General features: G+C 47.4%; 13 protein-coding genes. 7 read left to right on the top strand and 6 right to left on the bottom strand.

The genetic code is table 11. From position 1 onward, the window contains the following. Positions 1-25 precede the first annotated feature (25 nt). Positions 26-703 carry a molybdate ABC transporter permease subunit gene (gene modB / locus Q4E93_RS17060; protein ID WP_303587225.1) on the top strand — a complete coding sequence of 226 codons (678 nt, stop codon included), beginning with the start codon at positions 26-28 and terminating at the stop codon, positions 701-703. Then, on the top strand, positions 700-1,416 hold the full coding sequence (locus tag Q4E93_RS17055) for an ATP-binding cassette domain-containing protein (protein WP_303587223.1): 717 nt from the start codon (positions 700-702) through the stop codon (positions 1,414-1,416). The genes modB and Q4E93_RS17055 overlap by 4 nt, the downstream gene beginning before the upstream one ends. Here the strand turns inward: Q4E93_RS17055 and Q4E93_RS17050 are convergent. Continuing rightward, complete coding sequence (locus tag Q4E93_RS17050; RefSeq protein ID WP_303587222.1) at positions 1,391-2,098, bottom strand: siderophore-interacting protein; 708 nt, start codon at positions 2,096-2,098, stop codon at positions 1,391-1,393. The two genes, Q4E93_RS17055 and Q4E93_RS17050, sit on opposite strands and share 26 nt — an antisense overlap. Positions 2,099-2,157: 59 nt before the next feature. Then, positions 2,158-3,033 (bottom strand): AraC family transcriptional regulator, encoded by an 876-nt coding sequence (locus tag Q4E93_RS17045; protein WP_303587221.1) that lies wholly within the window; start codon positions 3,031-3,033, stop codon positions 2,158-2,160. Between the two features lie 26 nt (positions 3,034-3,059). Between Q4E93_RS17045 and Q4E93_RS17040 the strand changes: the two genes are divergently transcribed. Further along, a complete protein-coding gene (locus tag Q4E93_RS17040; RefSeq protein ID WP_303587220.1) occupies positions 3,060-4,196 on the top strand; it encodes an NAD(P)/FAD-dependent oxidoreductase in 1,137 nt (378 codons plus the stop codon). Between the two features lie 54 nt (positions 4,197-4,250). Then, positions 4,251-6,707, top strand: coding sequence for an ABC transporter permease (locus tag Q4E93_RS17035; protein WP_303587218.1), 2,457 nt, complete (start codon positions 4,251-4,253; stop codon positions 6,705-6,707). Positions 6,708-6,853: 146 nt separating this feature from the next. Here Q4E93_RS17035 and Q4E93_RS17030 read toward each other — a convergent pair whose 3' ends face one another. The 3 genes from Q4E93_RS17030 to Q4E93_RS17020 form a co-directional block, all read right to left on the bottom strand. After that, positions 6,854-7,426, bottom strand: coding sequence for a hypothetical protein (locus Q4E93_RS17030; protein WP_303587217.1), 573 nt, complete (start codon positions 7,424-7,426; stop codon positions 6,854-6,856). Positions 7,427-7,506: 80 nt separating this feature from the next. Continuing rightward, positions 7,507-8,073: a hypothetical protein gene (locus Q4E93_RS17025; protein WP_303587215.1), complete on the bottom strand. Its 567-nt coding sequence runs from the start codon at positions 8,071-8,073 to the stop codon at positions 7,507-7,509. 38 nt (positions 8,074-8,111) lie between these two features. Next, on the bottom strand, positions 8,112-8,543 hold the full coding sequence (locus tag Q4E93_RS17020) for a DUF1573 domain-containing protein (RefSeq protein ID WP_303587213.1): 432 nt from the start codon (positions 8,541-8,543) through the stop codon (positions 8,112-8,114). A 187-nt stretch (positions 8,544-8,730) separates the two neighbouring features. Between Q4E93_RS17020 and Q4E93_RS17015 the strand changes: the two genes are divergently transcribed. Genes Q4E93_RS17015 through Q4E93_RS34460 form a run of 3 tightly spaced genes read left to right on the top strand, consistent with a single transcriptional unit; the run spans position 8,731 to position 13,673 of the window. After that, entirely contained in the window at positions 8,731-10,650 is a 1,920-nt protein-coding gene (locus Q4E93_RS17015; protein ID WP_303587212.1) for a hypothetical protein, read from the top strand. A 24-nt stretch (positions 10,651-10,674) separates the two neighbouring features. Further along, on the top strand, positions 10,675-12,453 hold the full coding sequence (locus tag Q4E93_RS17010; RefSeq protein WP_303587210.1) for an O-antigen ligase family protein: 1,779 nt from the start codon (positions 10,675-10,677) through the stop codon (positions 12,451-12,453). Beyond that, entirely contained in the window at positions 12,450-13,673 is a 1,224-nt protein-coding gene (locus Q4E93_RS34460; RefSeq protein WP_368501884.1) for an acyltransferase family protein, read from the top strand. The genes Q4E93_RS17010 and Q4E93_RS34460 overlap by 4 nt, the downstream gene beginning before the upstream one ends. Here the strand turns inward: Q4E93_RS34460 and Q4E93_RS17005 are convergent. Beyond that, the gene (locus Q4E93_RS17005) at positions 13,660-21,750 is read right to left on the bottom strand and encodes a GH92 family glycosyl hydrolase (RefSeq protein ID WP_303587208.1); all 8,091 of its coding nucleotides are present in this window, start codon (positions 21,748-21,750) and stop codon (positions 13,660-13,662) included. The two genes, Q4E93_RS34460 and Q4E93_RS17005, sit on opposite strands and share 14 nt — an antisense overlap. Between the last annotated feature and the right edge of the window lie 2 nt (positions 21,751-21,752).

The following is a 21,752-nucleotide window of genomic DNA, read 5'->3' as shown; positions in this document are numbered from 1 at the left end:
CAGCGCACAGATGCTCAAGATAACTATGACCGATTGGCAACCATTATGGCTGAGTTTCCGGCTGGCTTCCATCACCACGGTGATACTGCTGGCGATCTCCCTTCCTCTGGCATATTGGCTGGCCTACAGCCGCCGGCGGATAAAGGCGGTGATAGAAGCCCTCATCAGCCTGCCCATGGTATTACCTCCCTCTGTACTGGGTTTCTATCTCCTGGTGGCATTCTCTCCTTCACACGGTCTCGGTATGTTCCTCGATAAATGGCTGGACATTCGCCTGGTCTTCACCTTTCCAGGCCTCGTCGTCGCCTCGCTTTTTTATTCTTTGCCCTTTATGGTGAACCCCCTGCTTTCCGGCTTCAAAAGCCTGCCACCCGCGCTGAGAGAAGCTTCCTATACTTTGGGTAAGTCCAAACTCACCACCCTAATAAAAATATTGCTGCCCAATATCCGTTCTTCCCTGCTCACCGGCATCGTGCTGAGCTTTGCCCACACCATCGGGGAATTCGGGGTCGTATTGATGATCGGTGGCAATATTCCCGGACAAACACGCGTCGCCTCCCTGGCTATCTTCGATGAAATGGAATCCATGAATTACAGCGCCGCTAACCGGTATGCCCTTATCCTGTTCTTACTGTCCTTCATCATCCTGGCGGTTGTGTACCTGGTCAATCATTATTTCAGCAAGCCTCAACCATTGACATGACCCAGCCCATGATCAAATTCCAGGCAGATAAAACACTGCTTACCTCTTTTGGTAAACAGCAATTGGAAATTGCATTCGAATTAGAGCAGGGACAACTGCTCACGCTGTATGGGGCCTCCGGCGCCGGTAAGACTACTATATTACGCATTCTATCCGGTCTGACAGAGGTAAGGGCCGGGAAAATTGTTGTAGACGGAGAAACATGGCAGGATACGCAGCGCAGGATCAATGTGCCTACACGCCGGCGATCCATCGGGTTCGTATTCCAGGACTTCGCGCTTTTCCCTAACCTCAGCGTAAAAGAAAATCTCAGGTATGCCTTACAAAAAGGAGACGACACCCGGCTCATGGAGGAGCTGATAGAGCTGATGGAGCTGGGACCCCTTCAGGATGTGCGGCCCGCCTTTCTCTCGGGAGGGCAGCAGCAAAGAGTGGCGCTGGCCCGGGCCATTATAAGAAAACCCAAGCTCCTGTTGCTGGACGAGCCGCTGTCCGCACTGGACGACGACATGCGCCGCCGCCTCCAGGATTATATCGAAAAGATCCGTCGCCATTACGAGCTCACGACCATCCTCGTCAGCCACGATCTGCCGGAGATCCTGCGCCTGTCAGATGAAGTGATCTGGCTGGATAGAGGGAAAATAAGGCAACAAGGACCGCCCGGATTAGTTTTCCCTTCCCATTCGCTCAATCCCAGAATCCCTGGCATCTGACCTGACGGCTGCTATAGCCCTTCCCTTTCAGCAGTTTCCGCAATCGCACGACAGCAGGAACGTATCCCGCCACGTAGAACACGGGATCGTCGCCATCGGCAGGATCAACACCGGACACCCATTCCTCCAATGCCGCATAAATGTTCCCCGCACCGCCCTTGCTCAGCGTTTCCAATCCGAGACCTGAAAAATAGCGTGCAAATTCATCCTGGTGATGCTTATGGGCAAGGGCGATCGCCCCATCGATCCTGGCCCCTTTCCCCGCCAGCTGCTGTAACGAGAGAAAATGCCCGATGGCCGTCTCATCCCCTAAGAACACCATGCGTTTGCCGGGCGCCGGCTCGTGATGGGAAGAGCTGATTCCGAGATAGGCAACGGCGTCGCCTGTCTTTAGCCCTTTTACCCATTGGCTGCCGGGTCCTTCGTGCCCTGCATCGATAAAAAGTGTACATGTCCGGGTGTCAGCATCCCAGCCGGAAGGGGAATAATCCCGGTAAGCCAGCAGCCCCACCTTGCACTTCATATGCTGGGACTGCTGCCATTTGCTCATGTCGCAATCCGGCAGATGCAGGTCGACCTCCAAAAAAGTAGCCGGCTTCCATGTCCTGACAGCCAATACTGTAGCTGTTTTCAGCCACCTGCGCTCCAGCAGCTCCACGGTGGCATGCGTTAACTTATTCATAAGCAAAACAACGACAGGAAAGATGGATAGCCAATAGACAAACGCCGGTAAAGATTGGACTATTCGCGGTAATGGCGGCGAAATTCCCCGGGCGTAACACCTACTGTCTTCTTAAACAGGCGGGAGAAATACGTATGATCCTCGTAGCCCAGCTCATGGGCTATCTCCTTCACGCTGCAGGAGCTGTGATACAAAAGACGCTTGGCTTCCAGCATGACCTCGTAATGGATCATGTTGCTGACAGACAGGCCGGTGGTGGCTTTCACGGCTTCGTTCAGGTAAGAAAGAGAAAGATTCAGGGCAGCGGCATATTCCATAGGGCTCTTGCAGACCTTAAATTGATGTAGCAATAGCCTGCGGAATGCCTGGGTGATCATGACAGGCCTGGGGGGAGGACCGCCGCCCGCATCAGGCTGGACAGAATAAAGGGCCGCTATCATAGCCGTGAACGAGCTCACCAGCCCATAAGCTGCCTGTTTGTAATACGGAGAAGCAGGTTCTTTCCTGCTGACGTCAAATAACAGCTGCAGACACTGGGACAAGGTCTCCAGCTCTTCTGCGCAAAGCGGCAGCGGCCGCCTCATCGGCAATGGGTCCTCCAGCACCGCCCGGAACATATCCGGTATCAACCCGGCATCCAGCGCCAGGAACCACCCGGAAGTGGTCCCACTCGCCTCGACATACCGGTGCACCTGCCCGGGAAGTATAAAGAAGATGGAATTGCCTTCCATTATGAAGTGATTGAAATCCACCATACACTTACAGGTGCCCGTCTCCTGCAGGAGGAAGATATAATGGTCATCCCGGTGCGTTCCCAGCAGGATGGCGTCCATGGCCTCGTCATTGGCAGCAGACACCTTGTCGATCTGGTACCCCTGATCCGTCGTCTCGCCCAGCCGGTGGAAAGGAATGATATCTTTTGCAGCAACCCCCATCCAACAAATTTCATTATTTTCAGTATATGAACCAATTATCTGTATGGGAGCTGGAAAGTTTCTTCGCACCTGCCGATATCATCATCGCAGGCAGTGGCTTTGTCGGATTATGGAGCGCTTATTACCTTAAGAAACATGCGCCGGGACTATCTATCACCATTCTTGAAAGAGGGCTGATACCCACAGGGGCCAGTACGCGCAATGCGGGTTTTGCCTGCTTTGGCAGCCTTACAGAGCTGATCTCCGACGGGGAAAAAATGGGCGAGGACAAAATGCTGGAGCTGGTGGAAATGCGCTACAAAGGTCTCCGGCGCATAAGCAAGCTCTTCCGCGACAAAGAGATAGACTTCCAGCGTCACGGCGGCTACGAACTGATCGATGGCAACAACATCGACTTAAATGAATTGCGCAGCCAGATCGACCGGCTCAACCGTCCCCTGAAGAAGATCGTCAAGCTCCAAAAGACCTTTCGGATGGTAGATCACAAACTGCCCGGTTTCGGATTCGCAGGCATCCGGCACCTCATTGAAAATAAGGCGGAGGGTCAGCTGCATTCAGGCAAATTATGCCAGGCCCTGCTGCAGCAGGTCCAATCCATGGGTGTCACGGTCTTGAACAACATCGAAATAAAAAACTACGAGAAGGTCAATGGGCATGTGTTGCTGCATACCAACTACCCTTTCTCTTTCACAGCTTCCCAGCTCCTGGTCTGCACCAACGCTTTCGCCCGCCAGTTGCTGCCGCAGCTGGACATAGAGCCGGCCAGAGGCCAGGTGCTCGTCACTTCCCCCGTCGATGGTCTTCCCTTCCAGGGTACCTTCCACTATGACGAAGGTTTTTACTATTTCCGCAACCTGGGAGATCGCGTGCTGCTGGGCGGCGCGCGTAACAAAGCTTTCGAAGCCGAAAATACGGATCAGATGACCACTACACTGGAAATTCAGCAGGAGCTGGAACGTTTTTTAAAAGAAGTCATCTTACCCGGCAGGAACTATAGCATCGACCATCGATGGAGTGGCATCATGGGAATGGGGAGTGAAAAGATGCCGCTCTTGCAATCTGTTAACGAACGGGTATTTTGCGCCGTCCGTATGAGTGGAATGGGCGTTGCCCTGGCCCCGCTCATAGGGGAAAGAGTGGCACGGCTGATGACAGGAAAATGATGGTAAATTGTGGTTTTTTGCTTAACTTCTCCCTTCATTTGAACCGGCCTTATCATGTTGAAAAATTATCTAATCATCGCCTGGAGAAACTTCTGGAGTAACAAAATTTTATCCCTGATCAATGTCATCGGATTGTCTATCGGGATCAGTGCCGCCCTGGTTATTTATCTGATCGTCCATTATGAATTTAGTTTTGACAGGTTTGAAAAGGATAAGGACCGTATTTACCGTGTGGTATCTGATTTTCAATTTTCAGGAAGTTCGCTTTCTTCTGCTGCCGTCCCTTCTCCTCTGGGGGAAGCGATAAGTAAGGATGTCACTGGTATAGAATCAATTGCAGAGTTCCAATTGAATGAAGACGCCATTGTTGCAATCACTAAGAATAGTACTGCAGAGCGAGTCATTTTCAAACATCAGTCAGGCATAATTTTTTCCGATGAGCAATATTTAAAGCTCCTTCCATATAAGTGGGTGTCGGGTACGGTTGAAACCGCTTTAAAAGAACCGTTTAAAGTGGTGCTGTCCCTGCAAAAAGCAAAAAAATATTTCCCCGGAAAAGATATCGGGGAGATCATTGGCCAAAAAATTATTTACAACGATTCCGTGATAACCACGGTTTCGGGGGTCGTAGAAGACCTTGATGAACAGACTGATTTTCATTTTAATGAGTTCATATCATTGGCAACCATTCCGAACAGCAGATTAAAGGATAATTATTCCTGGGGAAATTGGCATGGCTTCAATCTCGGCACTCAGCTATTTATAAAATTGTCACCTGCAACCACCCCAAACAATATTGAGCTTCAATTGATATCCTTGCTAAAAAAATACAATAAAGAAGCCAACAAGGACAGTAAGAACACAATGGCATTCAGCCTGCAACCATTGGGCGATCTGCATTTCAACGGTGTCTACGGCACATTTGGTGACCACACCGCACATAAACCCACTTTATACGGATTAATGGTCATTGCCATAATTTTATTACTGCTGGGGTGCATTAATTTTATCAATCTCACCACTGCTTATTCATCTCAACGGGCCAGGGAGATCGGCATACGTAAAACAATGGGTGGATCTGCGAGACAGCTTATGCTTCAATTCCTGAACGAGACATTCTTAGTTACCATTATATCGACCCTACTCTCTGTGGCCCTCACACCATTCCTGCTGAAAATATTTGCGAATTTTATCCCTAAAGGAATACACTACAACATCCTGCATCGGCCCGATTTATTTTTTTTCCTGGTTGGTTTAATAATTATAGTAGGATTTCTTGCAGGTTTTTATCCCTCCTTGATCTTATCAAGGTTCAATCCCGCATTGATCCTGAAAAATCAGGTTTACGCCGGAGCTTCCGGCACAAGAAAGGCTTGGCTGAGAAAAGGCTTGACTATTTTGCAATTCTTTATTGCCCAGTTCTTTATCATCGGCACCATCGTCACTGTAAAACAGCTCCATTTCATAGTGAACAAAGATCTTGGAGTCAAAAAAGATGCGATTATATTACTAAGTGTTCGCTCCGATTTCAATGATCCTGCTAATTCAAACAGTAAAAAGCTTGTCCTGTTCAATGAGTTGAGGTCAATCCCCGGGATACAGGCAATGAGTCTTGGAAGCCAATCTCCTTCTTCTTCAGATTTTCCGTCTATTGGAATTACTTATAGAGATGGAAAAAAAGAAATAGAAGCCGATGTCCTTCAAATATATGGCGACACCGGGTACATTAATCTTTACAATATAAAAGTGTTGGCGGGCAGGCTTCCCTATCACAGCGATACAACAAGAGAATTCCTTATAAACGAGACCTACATGCATATCCTGGGTTTCCAGGACCCAAGGGGCGTATTGGGGAAAAACATATTAGGATTGCCTGTCGTGGGTGTAATGAAAGACTTCAACCAGGAGTCCCTTCACTCCCCTATTAAGCCATTACTGTTTTCTGTAAGTACCAATAATTGTTATACTTTTCATATTGCATTAAAGACCCTGGATGCATGGGGAACAGCCTGGCAAACTACCATTGGTAATATCAAGACTGCATATAAAAAAATATACCCCGATGATGATTTTAGTTGCACCTTTTTTTCTGAAAGCATCGCCAGGTTTTATAAAAGTGAACAAGATATTTCTAGTCTCTTAAAATGGGCGACCGGACTTGCTGTTCTAATCAGTTGTATGGGATTATTAGGGCTCGTAATATACACAACTAAGGTTCGCACCAAAGAAATTGGAGTACGCAAGGTGCTTGGAGCCTCGGTTCCTCAGATTGTTTCTGTTCTATCAAAAGACTTTATCACACTGGTCTTTATCGCATTTTTGATCGCCGCCCCATCAGCCTGGTGGGCAACGTATCTATGGCTGGAAAATTTTGCTTATAAAACGAAAGTAAGCTGGTGGGTATTCCTATTAAGTGGAGCATCTATGACGCTAATTGCTTTACTAACATTAAGTATCCAAACAATCAGAGCTGCCAATGCCAATCCGGTCAAGTCGCTTAGAACAGAATGAGAAATAAAACAACATATATCTGGGATCATTGGCAATGAAATGAGACTTTACATATCATTTCTCCGGGATATATGTTGTTTGTTATCGAGCAACAAATGGTTGTAATAAAAAATAACAAGATATTAGTTTTTATAGAGTACTCCGGACTAACATCCTGTTAAACAGATAGCGTCAGATCTACTTAAACAACTGTGCAGCGCAGCACAATAATAATGCTCATAATCCGTGAAAAGCTTGGCTCCCCTTAATTTCACATCCTTTGTGACTTCAGCCCCACCACTTAATTGCGCAATGATCTTCGGATCATGACTAAAGCCCCAATAGCCTTCTTTGACATCCACGCCGAATATTCCCATGACTTCCGCAAAATCATCATAGCTCAGTGCCTCCTGTATACCAGCAAACTTAAGCGAGACAATACCCACTTCAGCTCTTTCTACAAGGCTGCTCCTGAAATCTCTTATCTGTGCTTGGGATAATTTTGCCAATGGCGTGCTTTTGGATGCTACCACTGCGTCAAAATCCTTGACAGTTCTGAGGATGTTGGCTTTGTGATCATTACGAAGGGTCTTAAGTTCATTACTAGTCTTAGCAAGAACGAAATTTACCTTATACTTTTGTGAACTGGCATCTTTGTTGCCTGATTTAAAGGCCAAAGCCAGGATCGCTCCGGATAATAGAACGACCGTAAACAAGCCTACTAACTTTTTGCTTTTCATAACTTTACTTTTAAATTTAATAAATAAAAAATACAACCATTTGGCCACAGGGGCTTCGATATGAGTAACTATACAGTTATCTAACATATATCCGTTGACAAGCAAATATATCCGGCCTTAGCTACACAGGCGTGCAAATTAGGATCACAATAATAGTTCTCATAAGCATTGAAAAAATTAGGCCCTCTTAACTTACCGTCTTTAGTAATTGTCATATCCCCACTCAGTTGCTGGATAATCCTCGGCTCTTTGCTAAAACCCCAATAGCCATTTTTAATATCCAGGCCAAACATTGCCATGGCTTCTGCGAAATCATCGGCGCTCAATCGTCTTTGTATACGGTCAAATTTCAGTGATACGATCCCTTTGCCAGCCCTTTCTGAAATGCCATTTCTAAAATCATCGAAGTCTTCCCTGGGTATTTTTTTAAACGGAGTATTTTTCGATACCACTTCAGCGTCAAAATCTCTGATGGTTCTGATAATATTGGCTGCAGAATTCTTCCGAAGCGCCTTAAGCTCGCTAATGGTCTTGGCTAGGGTAAAATTTACCTCGTACTTCGGCATATCGGAAGCATGCTTTCCCTCCGTCCTAAAGGCAACTACTATAATCGTGCAGGACACAAGAATGACAAAGCATAAGCGCATCTTTTTTTTATTTTTGATTATTAAACAAAACGCATATCCTATTTGGAAACTGTGGCTTCGATATGGATAACCGTGTAATTATCTTCCGTATTTGCTTTTATAATGATTGTTTTAGTATGAAGACCGGGATCATGGCTTTTACTAAACCGCACCTTGATGTTCCCCTTACCCTGAACAGGTATTGCGTTTTTTGGCCAGTCCACAACAGTGCAGCCGCAACCAGTGGAAATATCATGTATTATAAGTGGCGCAGAGCCAATATTTGTATAATTGAATACATGTTCGACAGTATCACCATCCTTGATTGATCCAAAATTATATGTGCTTTCCTCGAACGAGAACTCACCGAGTTTTTTGTCTTTTTGCAAAGTACTTATGGCGACATTCGATGGCTTGCTATTGCAAGAAAAAAAAGCGAATGAAAATAAAAGCATGAAGACCGTAAAGAGGAGGATATGATAAGGTTTCAAACTTCTTATTTTTATAAAAAAATAATAATGCTTAATGTAATTTAAGCAATAGCTCGCTAGGGACAAAATATAATTACATACTTATCTACACAAAATAAATTCGGTTAACCGCCATTCAAATGCGGTCAACCGCAAACCTTGAAAGGGTTAGGAAAATTTGGTATCTTAAGAATCAAAATCTCCCTGAATGAAATTCACGCCTCATCTATTCTTCCTGTTGTTATTTAGCTGCCAGGGAAAGCCAGACATTACACAAAAGGCAGCCGCCAACAGATCTGAATTGGCGAAAGTGATTTCTTTTTATAGTGAGAAGAAAGAAGACTCACTTAAGCTCCGGGCGGCAAAATTTCTCATTAGTAATATGGAGGGAAAATTTTCACTTGTGGGCGAAGGACTGCAACGTTTTTTTAAATTTTGCGATTCCATCTCAAACCAGTCGATACCCCCCACTGCTTATAAACAAGCATTTATTGCATTTGAAACAATAAATGGCAGTATGGTAGGACAACCGGCAAAAATGCCGGACCTTGAATCCATATCTTCGGCATATCTGATTAAAAATATCGAGGAAGCTTTTACCAGTTGGGATCAGGCGGCATGGAAAGGAAAAGTAACATTCGATGATTTTTGCGAATACATTCTTCCCTACCGAATTGGGAACGAATCCTTCGAAGATTTCAGGACCGCTCTACATCGGAAATATAAATTCGGAGAGATATCCCAATGCAATATGCAAATGGCAGCAGACTCGATATTGAGCCGTACCCGCAGCCCAGGCATGTTCCTGTTCCAGTTCCCCGATAACGTTCCCAGCTTCCCCATTTCAGTGTTGCAACATCTCAAGGGTGGTACCTGTATAGAATCCAGCAGCCTGTCCATATATATAATGAGGTCATTCGGGTTGCCCGTTGCACAGGACTTCACCCTCCAATGGCCACACAGAGCCAATGGTCACGCATGGAGCGCTCTGGTTATTAGCAAAGACTCCTGTATCGACTTTGAAGGTGTAAATGCCGGTAAAATAGGAGGACATCTCTTGATAAACACAGGGAACAAAATTGCCAAAGTATACAGGAGAATGTACAGCAGGCAACCTGGTAGTCTGGCAATCATTCATGGCAATGAGGAAATTCCTGAAATTTTTGACGACCCTTGTTTAAAAGATGTCTCTTCATGCTACTATAATGGTGTCAGTGTAGCAATAAACTATGACGGAAATCTCCCCAATCAACGAAAATTCGCCTATTTATGTGTTTTTGATAATGCAAATTGGACACCAATATGTTGGGCCGAAGCAAAGGATGGGAAAATCATATTTAAAGGGATGGGTAAAAATATTGTTTATTTACCCGCTATATATGTCGATGGAAAATTTAAACCCATCGCACCTCCACAGAAAGTCGATTCATTAGGATCCGTATATGCCTTGGTTCCGCAAGCAACCGCTCTACAAACCTTTTATCTGAAAAGAAAATACCCCATCTTTGATTGGTGGGATTCAAGGACACTGGCATTAATAGGGGGGCGCTTTCAAGCCTCTAATAAAGCAGATTTCAGCGACGCCGTGGACATATATAGGATTACCCAGGCACCCGAAATGAATTACCAAACTGTAAAGGTAACACTTAACTCAAAGTTCAGATACTGGCGATATCTTCCCCGTGATTCAACCTATGGAGATATTGCCGAGTTACAGTTCTTTGATACGCAAGACCAACAGGTTACTGGCCATCCTATAGGCTCGCAGCAATCGGATCCCGAAAATGGGTTGCAAACTGCATTCGATGGAAACCCGTTGACTTTCTTCCAGGGACTGACCTCGATGGGTAACTGGGTAGGAATGCGATTTGATACACCAAAAAAACTTTCCAAAATAAAATTCCTTTGCCGTAATGATGACAATTTCATAAACCAATCGGATATGTATGAACTATTCTGTTGGAATAATGAACAATGGCAATCTCTGGGCACGCGCACCGGCGACTCTACCCAAATGTTGATATTCGACCATGTACCGGGGAATGGGTTGTATCTGCTACACGATCAAACCCGCGGAAAAGAGGAAAGGATATTCACTTTCGAAAATGGCAAACAAATATGGTGGTGAATATCAAATTCCAATCCTCAGGCCATGAAAAAAATAAATACCGCATTTTTACTCCTCATTCTGATATCCCCCTGCGTTCATTTTATAGCATTTGACCCGAGAGTGCTTGATTGGCAAGTAGTCTATATCCAATCCATTATTTTACTATTTTCTATTTTCACTTTCAGCCACTTGCTCACGAAAAAAATAACCATAGTACTTACTCCTGCAGACTACATTGTCTTTTTTTTCATTTTAGTCTCATTTTTACGCCTGATCTTCACTGATTACTTTTCTCCCAAAAATGAAACGCTCCTTAATCTTTTACTTTTTCTGATATTGTATATCTCTTTAAGAAGCATAGAAATAAAACTAATAGAAAACATAATAAATTTCGCATTTCCGGCTGCAGGGTTGCTGTTTTCTCTTTATGGCATGTTGCAATTTTCCGGAATACTGAAGTACAATAATCCATTCTTTAAGATGGGAGGCCCTTTTGCAAACCCAAGCATGTTCGCTAACTTCCTTTGCCTTACCATACCTTTTTCCATAATTAATATCTACAAATCATGCATAGAGAAAGGTGTTCTCTTCCGGATTTTAATGATTACAAGTGCGTCGTTTTCCTTTGTTGTCGTCTTATTAGGTCTTGAAAGATCGTCATTGGTTGGGATCGTGGTCGGCCTCATTATTATTGCAGCCGGAAAAATAACGATGAGCAACCCATCCGGTTTTTTTTCATTGCTGTCAAATGGGAAAAAAACAGCAATAGTAATTACCATTGCTGCTGCTGGCATGTTGGCATTATACCTTTTACGCCCCACTTCCGCCCACGGCAGGATCCTGATCTATCAAAACACGTTGACATTAATCAAAGATTATCCCCTCTTCGGTATTGGACCGGGAAAATTTCCAGCTGTATACCCTCTATACCAGTCCAATTATTTCAATGCCCTGCAGCAAAGCACATCCGACCAGTTAGTTGCCGACAATGTCCAGGTCGCGTTCAATGAATATCTTCAGATCGTCGCCGAATTGGGTCTTCCGGGCTTGATATTAATTGTATTGGGGCTGTCCTATTGGATTAAACTCGTTAAAAAAACATATAACTCATATCAGCCATCCGTCTCTCCTCCGGTGATCGCATCCTTATCCTCCATTGCGGCCGTAGCGATCTTCTCCTACCCTTTCAGAGATTTCGTAATCCTATCCTACGTAGTAATACTGATCTCTGCAGTAAGACCCCGGGATGAAAAATCTGTTGAATACACGCTTACACCATTAGTTAGAAACGGTGTTTTGTCAACACTATTAGTGATTGCCATGGGAACAGGCATAATAAATTCTTATTTGACCAATGCTCAATACAAATGGGAAATTCTTGCATTAAGTCAGGAGGATTCGGATAAAAAACTAAAAAAATATAATGAGATATATTCAACTTTAGACAACAACGGCCGGTTTCTCTACAATTACGGAGTCGAGTTATCAACAGACAATGATTACATGCAAAGTCTGACAATGCTGGAAAAAGCAGGGAAATATTTCACAAACACTGACCTGTTGGTGTACCTGGGAGACGATTATCTTGGAATAAAAAATTATGAAAAGGCAAAAGAATATTATATGAAGGCTGTTACCATGGTACCTAAGAAATTCTTACCCAAATATGCACTGATGCAGTATTATCAAACCATACATAATAAAAGATCTGCTGATAGCCTGGCAGAAAAGATTCTAACTGCAAAAATTATTTACCCCTCTGCCGAAATATATACCATTAAAGGTCAGGCATTGGAATTATTAAAAGATTGCAATCAATGATATCGGAAGGCAAAAAAATAAACCACGGAATAGAGATCCTCAGAGGGTTTTCCGCATTGATCATCGTTTTCTTCCATATTATAGATCATCATGACATCCTCGACCTCGACTACTTTCCGACTGCATTGGGCCGGTTTAAACCTTCAGGACAATTGGCCGTTCTGCTTTTTTTTGTATTGTCCGGATATGTCATAGGGGTAAACCACGGAAACAAACTAGCCGGCCGGAATTTGTGGACCTATTTAAAAAAAAGATTCGTAAGAATATACCCTATTTATTTTATAGCCATCCTGTTAGGTATTCTGGTGGCACCCTACCCCTATCCCTGGCAGGTGATCGTCGCAAATTTCACGCTGACGCAAAATATAGTTTACGAGGTCCTCGGCACTAATGGCCCCGCATGGTCGCTAAATTATGAAGTTTTATTTTACTTGCTCTTTATCCCCGTCTCCCTCTTTAATATAAAGCCTTCCATCGCTTTTATCTTTTCACTGATTATCGGCACCATCAATCTCTATCTGCCTTTCAACCCGCTGATTTCTGCATATGCTTATGGGTTTTGCTTTTGGCTGTCGGGGTTGTTTATAGCCCGGAATTTTAAGGAAACTTATACCAGGCCAAACCTTCCGGCACTGCTATTTTACATTTTGGGGATAGGGAATATTATTGGAGAAAATGCTTTTTTCACCATTGAAGGACTTTTGTCAAAGATAAAAGCACCTGTATTCAAGGAGAACTTATGGTTATGGGATCAACAAATGGTTGGCGTAAACGACCTTTTGTTCATCCCCTATTGTTTCATGATTGTCCTATTTTTTGCAGGTAAGACTCTAAGATATAAAACCCACCTATTCATAATTATCCAGGTAATTCCCTTATTCATTGTATACCGTTTATTTAACGATCCATCCAATCTACCGCCTCAACTTTATATCAGCATTGCTTATCTGGCTATAGCGCTATTGATCTGTTTTATCCGGGTGCCAGACCTGCATCTGCGAAAGATCGGGCTATGGTCGGCAGGCATTTCTTATGGATTATATATGATCCACTACCCATTTCTGTTCCTGTTTGGCAGATTGTCCCTTTCGAATGACAATTTGTTACTATATATAGCTCGGGTAATAATATACTTGTCGGTTATATCGCTTACAGCATGGGTACTGGAAAAAAGATTGCAGCCTGCGATTAGACGACCGTTGATGCCTAATCTTCCTTAATAACAGCCCTCACTTCGTCTCCCGTCAATGGCTCCGCAAAAACCTTTACATTGTCCATGTATCCGTTGAATATCCTTAGCTCGGGAAATTCTTCGTTCCTACCTAATATCCATTTATTGGATACCGACATATTCACTTTCCCTTCCACTCTAGCCTCTCCCTTCAGTTCTCCATCTATATACACACGAAGCTGGTCACCTTCACATACTCCCGCAATGTGATGCCAGTGGCATATCCAGTTTGCCGGTAAGTCCACTGTACAATCTCCCCTTCCCCAGCCTCCGGCGAAAAAAGTTAGTTTCTTATTATCCGTCACTTGTAAAACATGGCTGTCTCCTTTTGTAAGAATGTCCACTAACCCCTCACACTGTACCGTGGGATAAACATTGACCATCATAGAAATAGTTTCTCCCATCCTGTCCAGTGACTGTGAACGCCGTACCACCAGGTAAGCTTCCTTGCCAAACAGCGGATAAGAGCCCCCTCCTATTACTCCTGTATCATTCCTTACAATCACACCTTCATTACCATAGCCCGATCTGTCTTTTACCAGGCTGTCCCCGGCAGTCTTATTCAGAGAAAGGTCCAGCAAGATCGACTCGCGCCAATCCCGATATATTTTACATTTTTCAGCCGATCCCATTACACTGATGGTATACACTCCTTCATTGGGAATATGCAGCAGTTGCGATACTGTCCTGCACTCACCCGGATCGAGTTTTATGCTGTCAACAACCACCGTATCCTTATTAACCCTGACAGGAACGCTCAATAAACCTGCCTCGCCCCCTATGTTTCGAACAATAAATGAAATGGACTGCGATTCTCCCTTTTTGACCAACGGGCTCACCGCAAGATCTGACGCCTCCGCCTGCGCTCCTTTACCATCCCTGATAACCTCTACCTCCCGTGTACCCTTTACCCCTTCTATCTTAAGCTTCGTCCTTCCAAATGCATACAGCCGGCAAGACACAGAATCGATGACGGTCGCCCCTGATGCGGCAAGGCAATTCTTTTCACCTATGACCCGTCCGTTGGCCATCAACCTTACTATCTTCGTTCCCATGCTACCCCTGTTTTTCAGAGTGAATGTCACGCTGAATGATTCATGAGGCCGCACTTTATCCTTTCTAACGGAAATACCCGTAATGGAAAAATCGGGGCTGTTTCCCCCTATTGGGCCATACCCAGGCATTGAACCCATGATAAACTCAACCACCCCTCCTTTAGCGATCAGCGCATGTGCCAGGGACAGGCCCTTACAACGCTTGTGATCAACCAGCATTCCCCGGACATACCGATTCTGGGCAGAAATGCCAGGAGCCTTTATCACCAGGTCCCGCCCCCCCGCAAGATGCAGGATCGACTTTCGAAAAAGCGGCGTGCCCACATCATACACCGGCCTCCCCGGACACACGGGATAAAATCCCAGGGCGCTGAAAACATACCAGCTCGACATCGAACCCAGATCATCATTGCCCGGAAGCCCTCCGGGTGTGGCGGCAAACCGGCCGTCCCGGATGCTGCTCACCCATTCCTGCGTTTTATCCGGATGATCGGCATAATTGAAAAGGTACGGTATATGGAACACCGTTTCATTATCAAATAGAATATCCTGTCGCTTCAACGCTTCGTTCAGTCTCTCCGTAAAAGCATCCCCACCTCCCATCAGGTTTACCAGGTCTTCCGGATGCTGCGGCGCAAAATACGAATACACCCATTTGTCCCCTTCCTTATATCCGCTGTTACCCCGCTCCCCATCCCTGGGCAATATGAATAGCCTGTTCGGATCAAATAGCTGCCTGTAATTATATCCCTGGTCTCTCCTTCCCCCAAACCATGCAACCACCCAGTCATCATATGCATATTCCACCGTTCTCGTCACTGACTCGGGATAGGTCGAAGGAATATATCCCAGCTGCCGGTAGACGTTTCTGTCGTCCTGTAAGTAAGGTGTGTCGATCACTCCCCTTCGCATAGCGGCATACGCTTCAACGCTGTCATATCCGCGAATACCTTTCCCCCACGAATCCGCGATCACCGCCACCGCATGGTTTCCCGTCATAGGGTCCAGGGGTAGGTGCCCCGTCTGCCGGTAGATATCCAGCAGCGATAGCACCATGTCCCGTTGCCGCTGCGGGAACAATAAGCAAAGCAAAGGATGCAGGCTGCGAAATGTATCCCAGGCTGAAAAACCTCCATATTCGCGTTGTCCCGAAGCCTGGTGAATAAGCCCGTCTTGCCCCCTGTACCGTCCGTCCACATCGGAAATGATCCAGGGCAGCAACGCTGCATGATACAACGCCGTATAAAAGATCTTTTTCCTGTCTTCCCGCTCGTCATCGACCTCGATGACACTTAGCTGTTTCCTCCAATCTGCACGGGTCTTCTCCAGAACAGCATCGAATCCAAGCCCACCCGTTTCTTTGTCGATGTTATTCAGCGCGCTGGCTTCCGACACGGAAGACGCGCTCACCCGTAGAAGGACCTCACTGGTTCCCTCAGGGAAAACGATCACCAGTCCGTCATCCACCACCTGCTCAGCAGAGCTGGCCCGGTCGAATTGCACAACAATTCCGTACGTGCCGTATAACAGCAAAGGACTACGGCGAATGATCTTTCCCATACCACCGATAAAGACCTTCGCCGCAGTGCCCGATGGAAAACGCATGCGAAAAAAACCCACCCTTTCCGAAGCCGTGGCTTCCACAATGGTATTGTCAATAAACTGAACTTTATAATACCCCGGCGCAGCTGCTTCATCAGCGTGCCTGAACAATTTACTTTCTCCCATCCCTCTAACCACGGGCATGATCTTCATCCTTCCCGCAGAACCATTGGGATAGCCGCTCATGTGATGCAGACAGCTGAAAAAGAAAATGGTGCTGTCATGATAGTCATATCCTCCCGTAGCCTTTGTCTCCGGGGTCAGCTGCATGGCCCCCCAGGGCGCTACGGCTCCGGGATAAGTCCCCCCTTCATTACCCCATCGCGTGTATACATCGCTTTTGGCCGTCCCGATGAAAGGGTCCACATAAGACAGCAGATCACGGTCTTTATAATGCATGATCTCCCTGCTCGCTTTCAGTTCCGGAACGATCGCTACTTCCGCCGGACGCTTACCATCCTCGTCGAAAATAATCAGTTCATTCATCCCCTCCTTCATCCAGCATTCAGGGATATAAAGACCCGGTGCAGGGATCTTTTCAGGGAATCGGCCCAGGTTGTGCCCATTGACCCAGACGGAACCATGGCCCAGCCCCTGTGTCGAAACTCTCCATATCAAATGGTCGCCAGGAGGTTGCACCGGCGCATCGAAGGTCGTGCGGTAAAAACAAGGGGTCATCGTATCCCCGTCATGGATATCCGCATAGCGAACACCAGCCGTATCCCCGAAGCCTCCGCACATCCGCCAACCTGCTACTTCCTTCACATCGGAAAGGTAGTCCAGCTTCACTGCCTGATCGATTCCGCCTTCATTGGAATAGTTCTCTATAAAGATAGTGAGCGTCAGCGGCCTGGTCATCGTATCCAGGCCATCCAGTTGCACCTTGAAAGGGATGTTCCATCCCTCATGCCTGGTTAGCCGCCTTCCATTGAGATATACCGTGGCATTTTCATCCACGCTGCGAAAGATCAGCTGCCCCTTTGTTATGCCCGCCGGTAACTCCGGCAGCACCGTTCGGAACCAGGCTGTCCCCTGTTGCCTGGAAAATATATCCTGTCCGATGGTATAGTCTTTCCATTCCTCCTTTCCATCTTTCGAATATTGCCAGCCCCCTAATATATGCCTTAAAGGACCTCCTTTCACCACGCTCGCTGTCCCCGTCAGCCCCTTGCTGTCCACATCCGACATATCTCCCATGAAACCAGCCAGCTTATCACGCCCGTCATGAGCCGTAAAAAGGGCAAGGGTATGCATGCCTTTCGAAAGGGCGAGCGCAGCTTCCCCCTCATGAAGATGGATGCGCCTCACCGGCGCACCATCGACAAAGATCGTGGCCCTGTCCCCTCCCTCTACCTGCAGCGTATAGTTACCGTCTTCCTTTATTTCAATCTGGCTGGAATACCAGGCCCAGGGCGCCCCATTGCCATCTGATCCCATTTGCTTCGGACGGGCCGAGAGCAGCCACTTATCTCCGGCTTTCGGAACGGTTACTTTTTTCATCTGCCAGCCCGAGAGCGAAAGGGTCCTGATATCCCGGTGTTCCGGCATCTCATCTATTGTCAGCCGCCGCTCTCCGTTGGCATCAAACATCCGCACCGGAAACGCCCGCTTGTCCCCCCACGTTTGTTCTGCAAAAATGGAAGCCCCTTGCATCCGCCCAACATAGCCCGGGCCAACAATAACGCCCTTCTCTACAAACCAGGTCCGGTCTGCCAACTCCCCGCTCATAGCAATTATCCGTATTCTTTGCCCGCCGACAGAAAAACTATAGGTAGCAGCGCTGTCACCACCCCTGAATAAGTCCTTGAACACAACTTTCCCATTACTCGTCACGAAATGCTCCGTCTCCGGCACTGACACAACCTTCCCCTTGACGGAAAAATACAATTCGGCAGGGGTGCCCTCCTCACCATAGATCACCATCGTGGTAAAGGCGCCTTGCTTATCAATGCCCAACAATCGTACAGGCCCCCATTCCAATACCACTCCGGATGCAACGGAGACATTATGAATAACAGACACGATCTCTCCCGGCCCGATTGACAATGGCCCCTGCGCTGGCAACGTAGCAACGTCCCCGACGGTTATCTGCACTTTCCGGGCAGCCCCGGAAGGGTTATCCGCAAACAACAGATCACCCGCACGGCTTTGCCTGGCAGTCACCTTTATCAAACTATCCTTACAAACATGCTTCCATATATCCGTGGCATCCTCGCTGTTCTCCAGCACCTCCGCCATACTTCTGGCAAACCAGGCGGCTTTTTTAAAGCTGTAATAAATTGGCCGCAGATCCCCTGCCTGTCCGACAGCCGCTCCATAATCATACGATGCGGCATCCTCGTCATTATTGGTAAATCCAAAATTGCTGCCCCCGTGGGCCATATAATAATTATAGCCGCTGCCTCCATGAGCAATGATTTTCCAGGTCCTTCGCGCATATTCCCGGGCATCATGCTCCGTGGAGCCGTAACCGTTGTACCATACGCTCCAGAACTCCGTGGACATCCAGGGACTGGGCCTGGCCGGATCATCCAGTCTTGCGGGATCTCCCCTGTGATCCGTGACAACGCCGCCGCCATCGCCGGCAGGATCGCTGGCATGATGCAGGCCGCTAAAAAAATAAGGCACTTCCATACCCATCGAAAGTGCCTTTTTCTGCAGATGCCGGAAATATCCATCCGGCATATAGGTACCCCAGCCCTTGTTATGTTCGTTCTCCAGCTGTACCAGGATCACCGCCCCCCCTCGATGGATCTGCTGGCCGCATACGATCGGCAATAATTTATCGAAAAAACGATCCACATACTTTTCAAACTCCGCATTATCTTCACGCACACGAACGCCCGGCTTGAAACGCAGCCACAATGGATAGCCGCCGTTGTCCCACTCCGCACAATAATAAGGCCCCACCCGCACGATGGCATAGAGGCCCATGCTTTTCACCAGACGAAGAAAAGCGCCCAGGTCATGATCCCCGCTGAAATCGAATTTTCCTTCCTCCGGCTCATGCCAGTTCCAAAAGGTATAGATCTCGATGCAGTTAAACCCGGCCCGTTGCAATCGCAATAACCTGTCTTGCCAAAGCTCGTGCGGTATACGCGCATATTCCAGCCCTGCCGAGACAAGAAAGGTCCGCCGGCCATTTACCAGAAACCCTTTGCTGTCAAAATCTATGAAGCGCTTCGCAACAGCAGCGCCGGGAAAGATATGGTCATTGGTCGCCACGGGCTCCTGCATGGCTGCAAAATATTTCTTAAACATCGCGGTAACAGCCTGTACTTCATCTCCCTTCACCACAGCAGCATAAGCGTCATGACCATTCACCCACTGCCATTCCCAATCCTTCACCTCCTTATCGAAAGCCTTCCAGTCGAGGTCCACGCCGGCAGCCAGGGCCTGCTCCATCCGGCGAAAGAACAGCTCCCACCGGTGTTTATAAAAACCTTTGATCAGCCCGCTCCACTGACGGCAGGAATACTCCCGCAAACCACTTTCCTTATCTCCCCAAAGTGTAACGAGGTCCCGCGCATTCTTCTCATACAGGTCGGATTCCGATGCCGTCGCCCCGCATGCCCTCGCTTCCTTGATCCATTTGTCCAACAGAAAGTCCCGGCGTGTCGCCAGCACCCGGTCCATATCGTCCATCAAAGTCAGGAACTGCCGGCTGTTGCGGCGAAAAGCCGCCGTATCCTTCTCTTTCCACGCAGCGGCAAAACGCTGCTGTAATACGGAGGCATAGTTGGCCAACACCTGCCGGGTGATATCCACCAGGTCATACCGGTAGCCGTCACTGCCTTTCAGCCTGGGCGCCGCCTGGACAAAGATCTTCCAGGCCTGTTGCAATACTGCCGGATCATAGCTTAAATGAGTGTTCACCCGGTCGACAGCCGGCTCCAGTGTGGGCCGCGCCTGAATAATGGACTCCATACCGCCTTCCGTCAATCCGCCATTATAAACACTACCCTCCAATAGACCCCAGGCCGTATCCACCGATTTATCGCTTACACCATACCGTTGTAAAGCATAATCACGCAGCCACGCCTTCAGGTCCACCGGTCCGTCCTGCCACACATTTTCCAGCATCAGCTGGTACAATGCAGGATTCTGTTCGATACCCTCCGGCGTAAGACCTATGCCTGTCATCCTGCCCGCGGCAGGATCGTGCAACGCCTTTGAAGGATCTTCGGCGGCATGACTCATCCTTCCCCAAAGACTGATGTTGCCCCCGAAATTATGCAGCATGTTCCATATCCAGGGTTTGCCATAATAGGCTTCCGTCCTGTTCCACACCGGGTGGCTCTCGCTATAAAGGTCCAGCAGGATCATATGATCGTCCGGCACGGCTTTCAGCAGCGCCTGTATCTGGGTGGGCTTCCAGTATGCCGCATTGTAATGGAACATCCACCCCTGCATGACCCAAATGGCTTTTGGGTCCGCTTGCGCCATGGAAGCATATACTTTCCGGCTCATCCCATCCAGGTACAGGGAATCGCTGGTGGGAGGCACATTCTCATTGAACGTATCGGCCGAATAAAAATGGTCCGTCCCGAAAGCCCGTGTCTGCGCCTCGATAAATTTTTTGCCAATGGTCTCGAAAAGAGGATCCGAAGGATCGAGTATATACACATCGTCGAAGCCGGCATCCCAATTCGTTTTCTTTACTTTAGCCTGGGGAAACCTGTCTTTGAATGAAGGTGGAACATGCCCCGTGAATGCAGGCAGCACCGGCTTCATCCCAAAGGACCGTTCGGCCTGTAATATCTTTTTCTGCAGGGCGGCATGGCTCTCCTTCCAATGCGCGGGCAAAGGACCGCCCCAGGCATCGATATTCCCCATCCACAACCAGGAAAAATAAGCAGGCCCGCTGAAGAATCGGTCCAGCTCCTTGTCCTGGAATCCCATTTCCCGGTAGACTTCCTGCCAGATAGCCTCTTCGCCCGTAAGGGCCAACGGCATATTGATACCATTCAGCGCCATCCAGTCGATCTCACGCTGCCAACGGTCCCAGTCCCACCATGCGATGGAATATTGAAAAGTACAATAATTGAGGTAGTAGCGATATTGATAAGGCGTGGCGCGATGTACTTTCTTCCGGACAGCAGGCAACACCCCCGGCAGCGGCGCAGGCGCCCCATTCCAGGTGATCAGGCGGTGACAATAGTTCTTCAGGTAATAATTGAGCGCCGAAGCTACACTGAGGCCATTGCTGCCGCGCAGCACGATCCTGTTCCCCCGCCCGTCCAGCTCAAAAACATCCTTGCCACCTTCCTGCGCAATATATTCCACTTCAAATTGGACAGCCTTATCCTTCACTATTCTTTGTAAGAATGCTCCCAGCGACGCTTTATCCAACTGAGCATATGCCATCCCGCCGGACAAGACCAGCAGCACACAAATGATATATTTCATTT

The sequence above is a fragment of the Flavitalea plasmicola genome (assembly GCF_030546645.1).
Classification (GTDB): Bacteria; Bacteroidota; Bacteroidia; order Chitinophagales; family Chitinophagaceae; genus Puia.
The sequence above is the reverse complement of the archived record's forward strand: the minus strand, read 5'-3'. Positions and strand labels throughout refer to the sequence as shown.

Coding starts and splice junctions, on each gene's coding strand:
- modB (WP_303587225.1), top strand. CDS start 26: ATGACCGATTGGCAACCATTATGGCTGAGTTTCCGGCTGGCTTCCATC.
- Q4E93_RS17055 (WP_303587223.1), top strand. CDS start 700: ATGACCCAGCCCATGATCAAATTCCAGGCAGATAAAACACTGCTTACC.
- Q4E93_RS17050 (WP_303587222.1), bottom strand. CDS start 2,098: ATGAATAAGTTAACGCATGCCACCGTGGAGCTGCTGGAGCGCAGGTGG.
- Q4E93_RS17045 (WP_303587221.1), bottom strand. CDS start 3,033: ATGGGGGTTGCTGCAAAAGATATCATTCCTTTCCACCGGCTGGGCGAG.
- Q4E93_RS17040 (WP_303587220.1), top strand. CDS start 3,060: ATGAACCAATTATCTGTATGGGAGCTGGAAAGTTTCTTCGCACCTGCC.
- Q4E93_RS17035 (WP_303587218.1), top strand. CDS start 4,251: ATGTTGAAAAATTATCTAATCATCGCCTGGAGAAACTTCTGGAGTAAC.
- Q4E93_RS17030 (WP_303587217.1), bottom strand. CDS start 7,426: ATGAAAAGCAAAAAGTTAGTAGGCTTGTTTACGGTCGTTCTATTATCC.
- Q4E93_RS17025 (WP_303587215.1), bottom strand. CDS start 8,073: ATGCGCTTATGCTTTGTCATTCTTGTGTCCTGCACGATTATAGTAGTT.
- Q4E93_RS17015 (WP_303587212.1), top strand. CDS start 8,731: ATGAAATTCACGCCTCATCTATTCTTCCTGTTGTTATTTAGCTGCCAG.
- Q4E93_RS17010 (WP_303587210.1), top strand. CDS start 10,675: ATGAAAAAAATAAATACCGCATTTTTACTCCTCATTCTGATATCCCCC.
- Q4E93_RS34460 (WP_368501884.1), top strand. CDS start 12,450: ATGATATCGGAAGGCAAAAAAATAAACCACGGAATAGAGATCCTCAGA.
- Q4E93_RS17005 (WP_303587208.1), bottom strand. CDS start 21,750: ATGAAATATATCATTTGTGTGCTGCTGGTCTTGTCCGGCGGGATGGCA.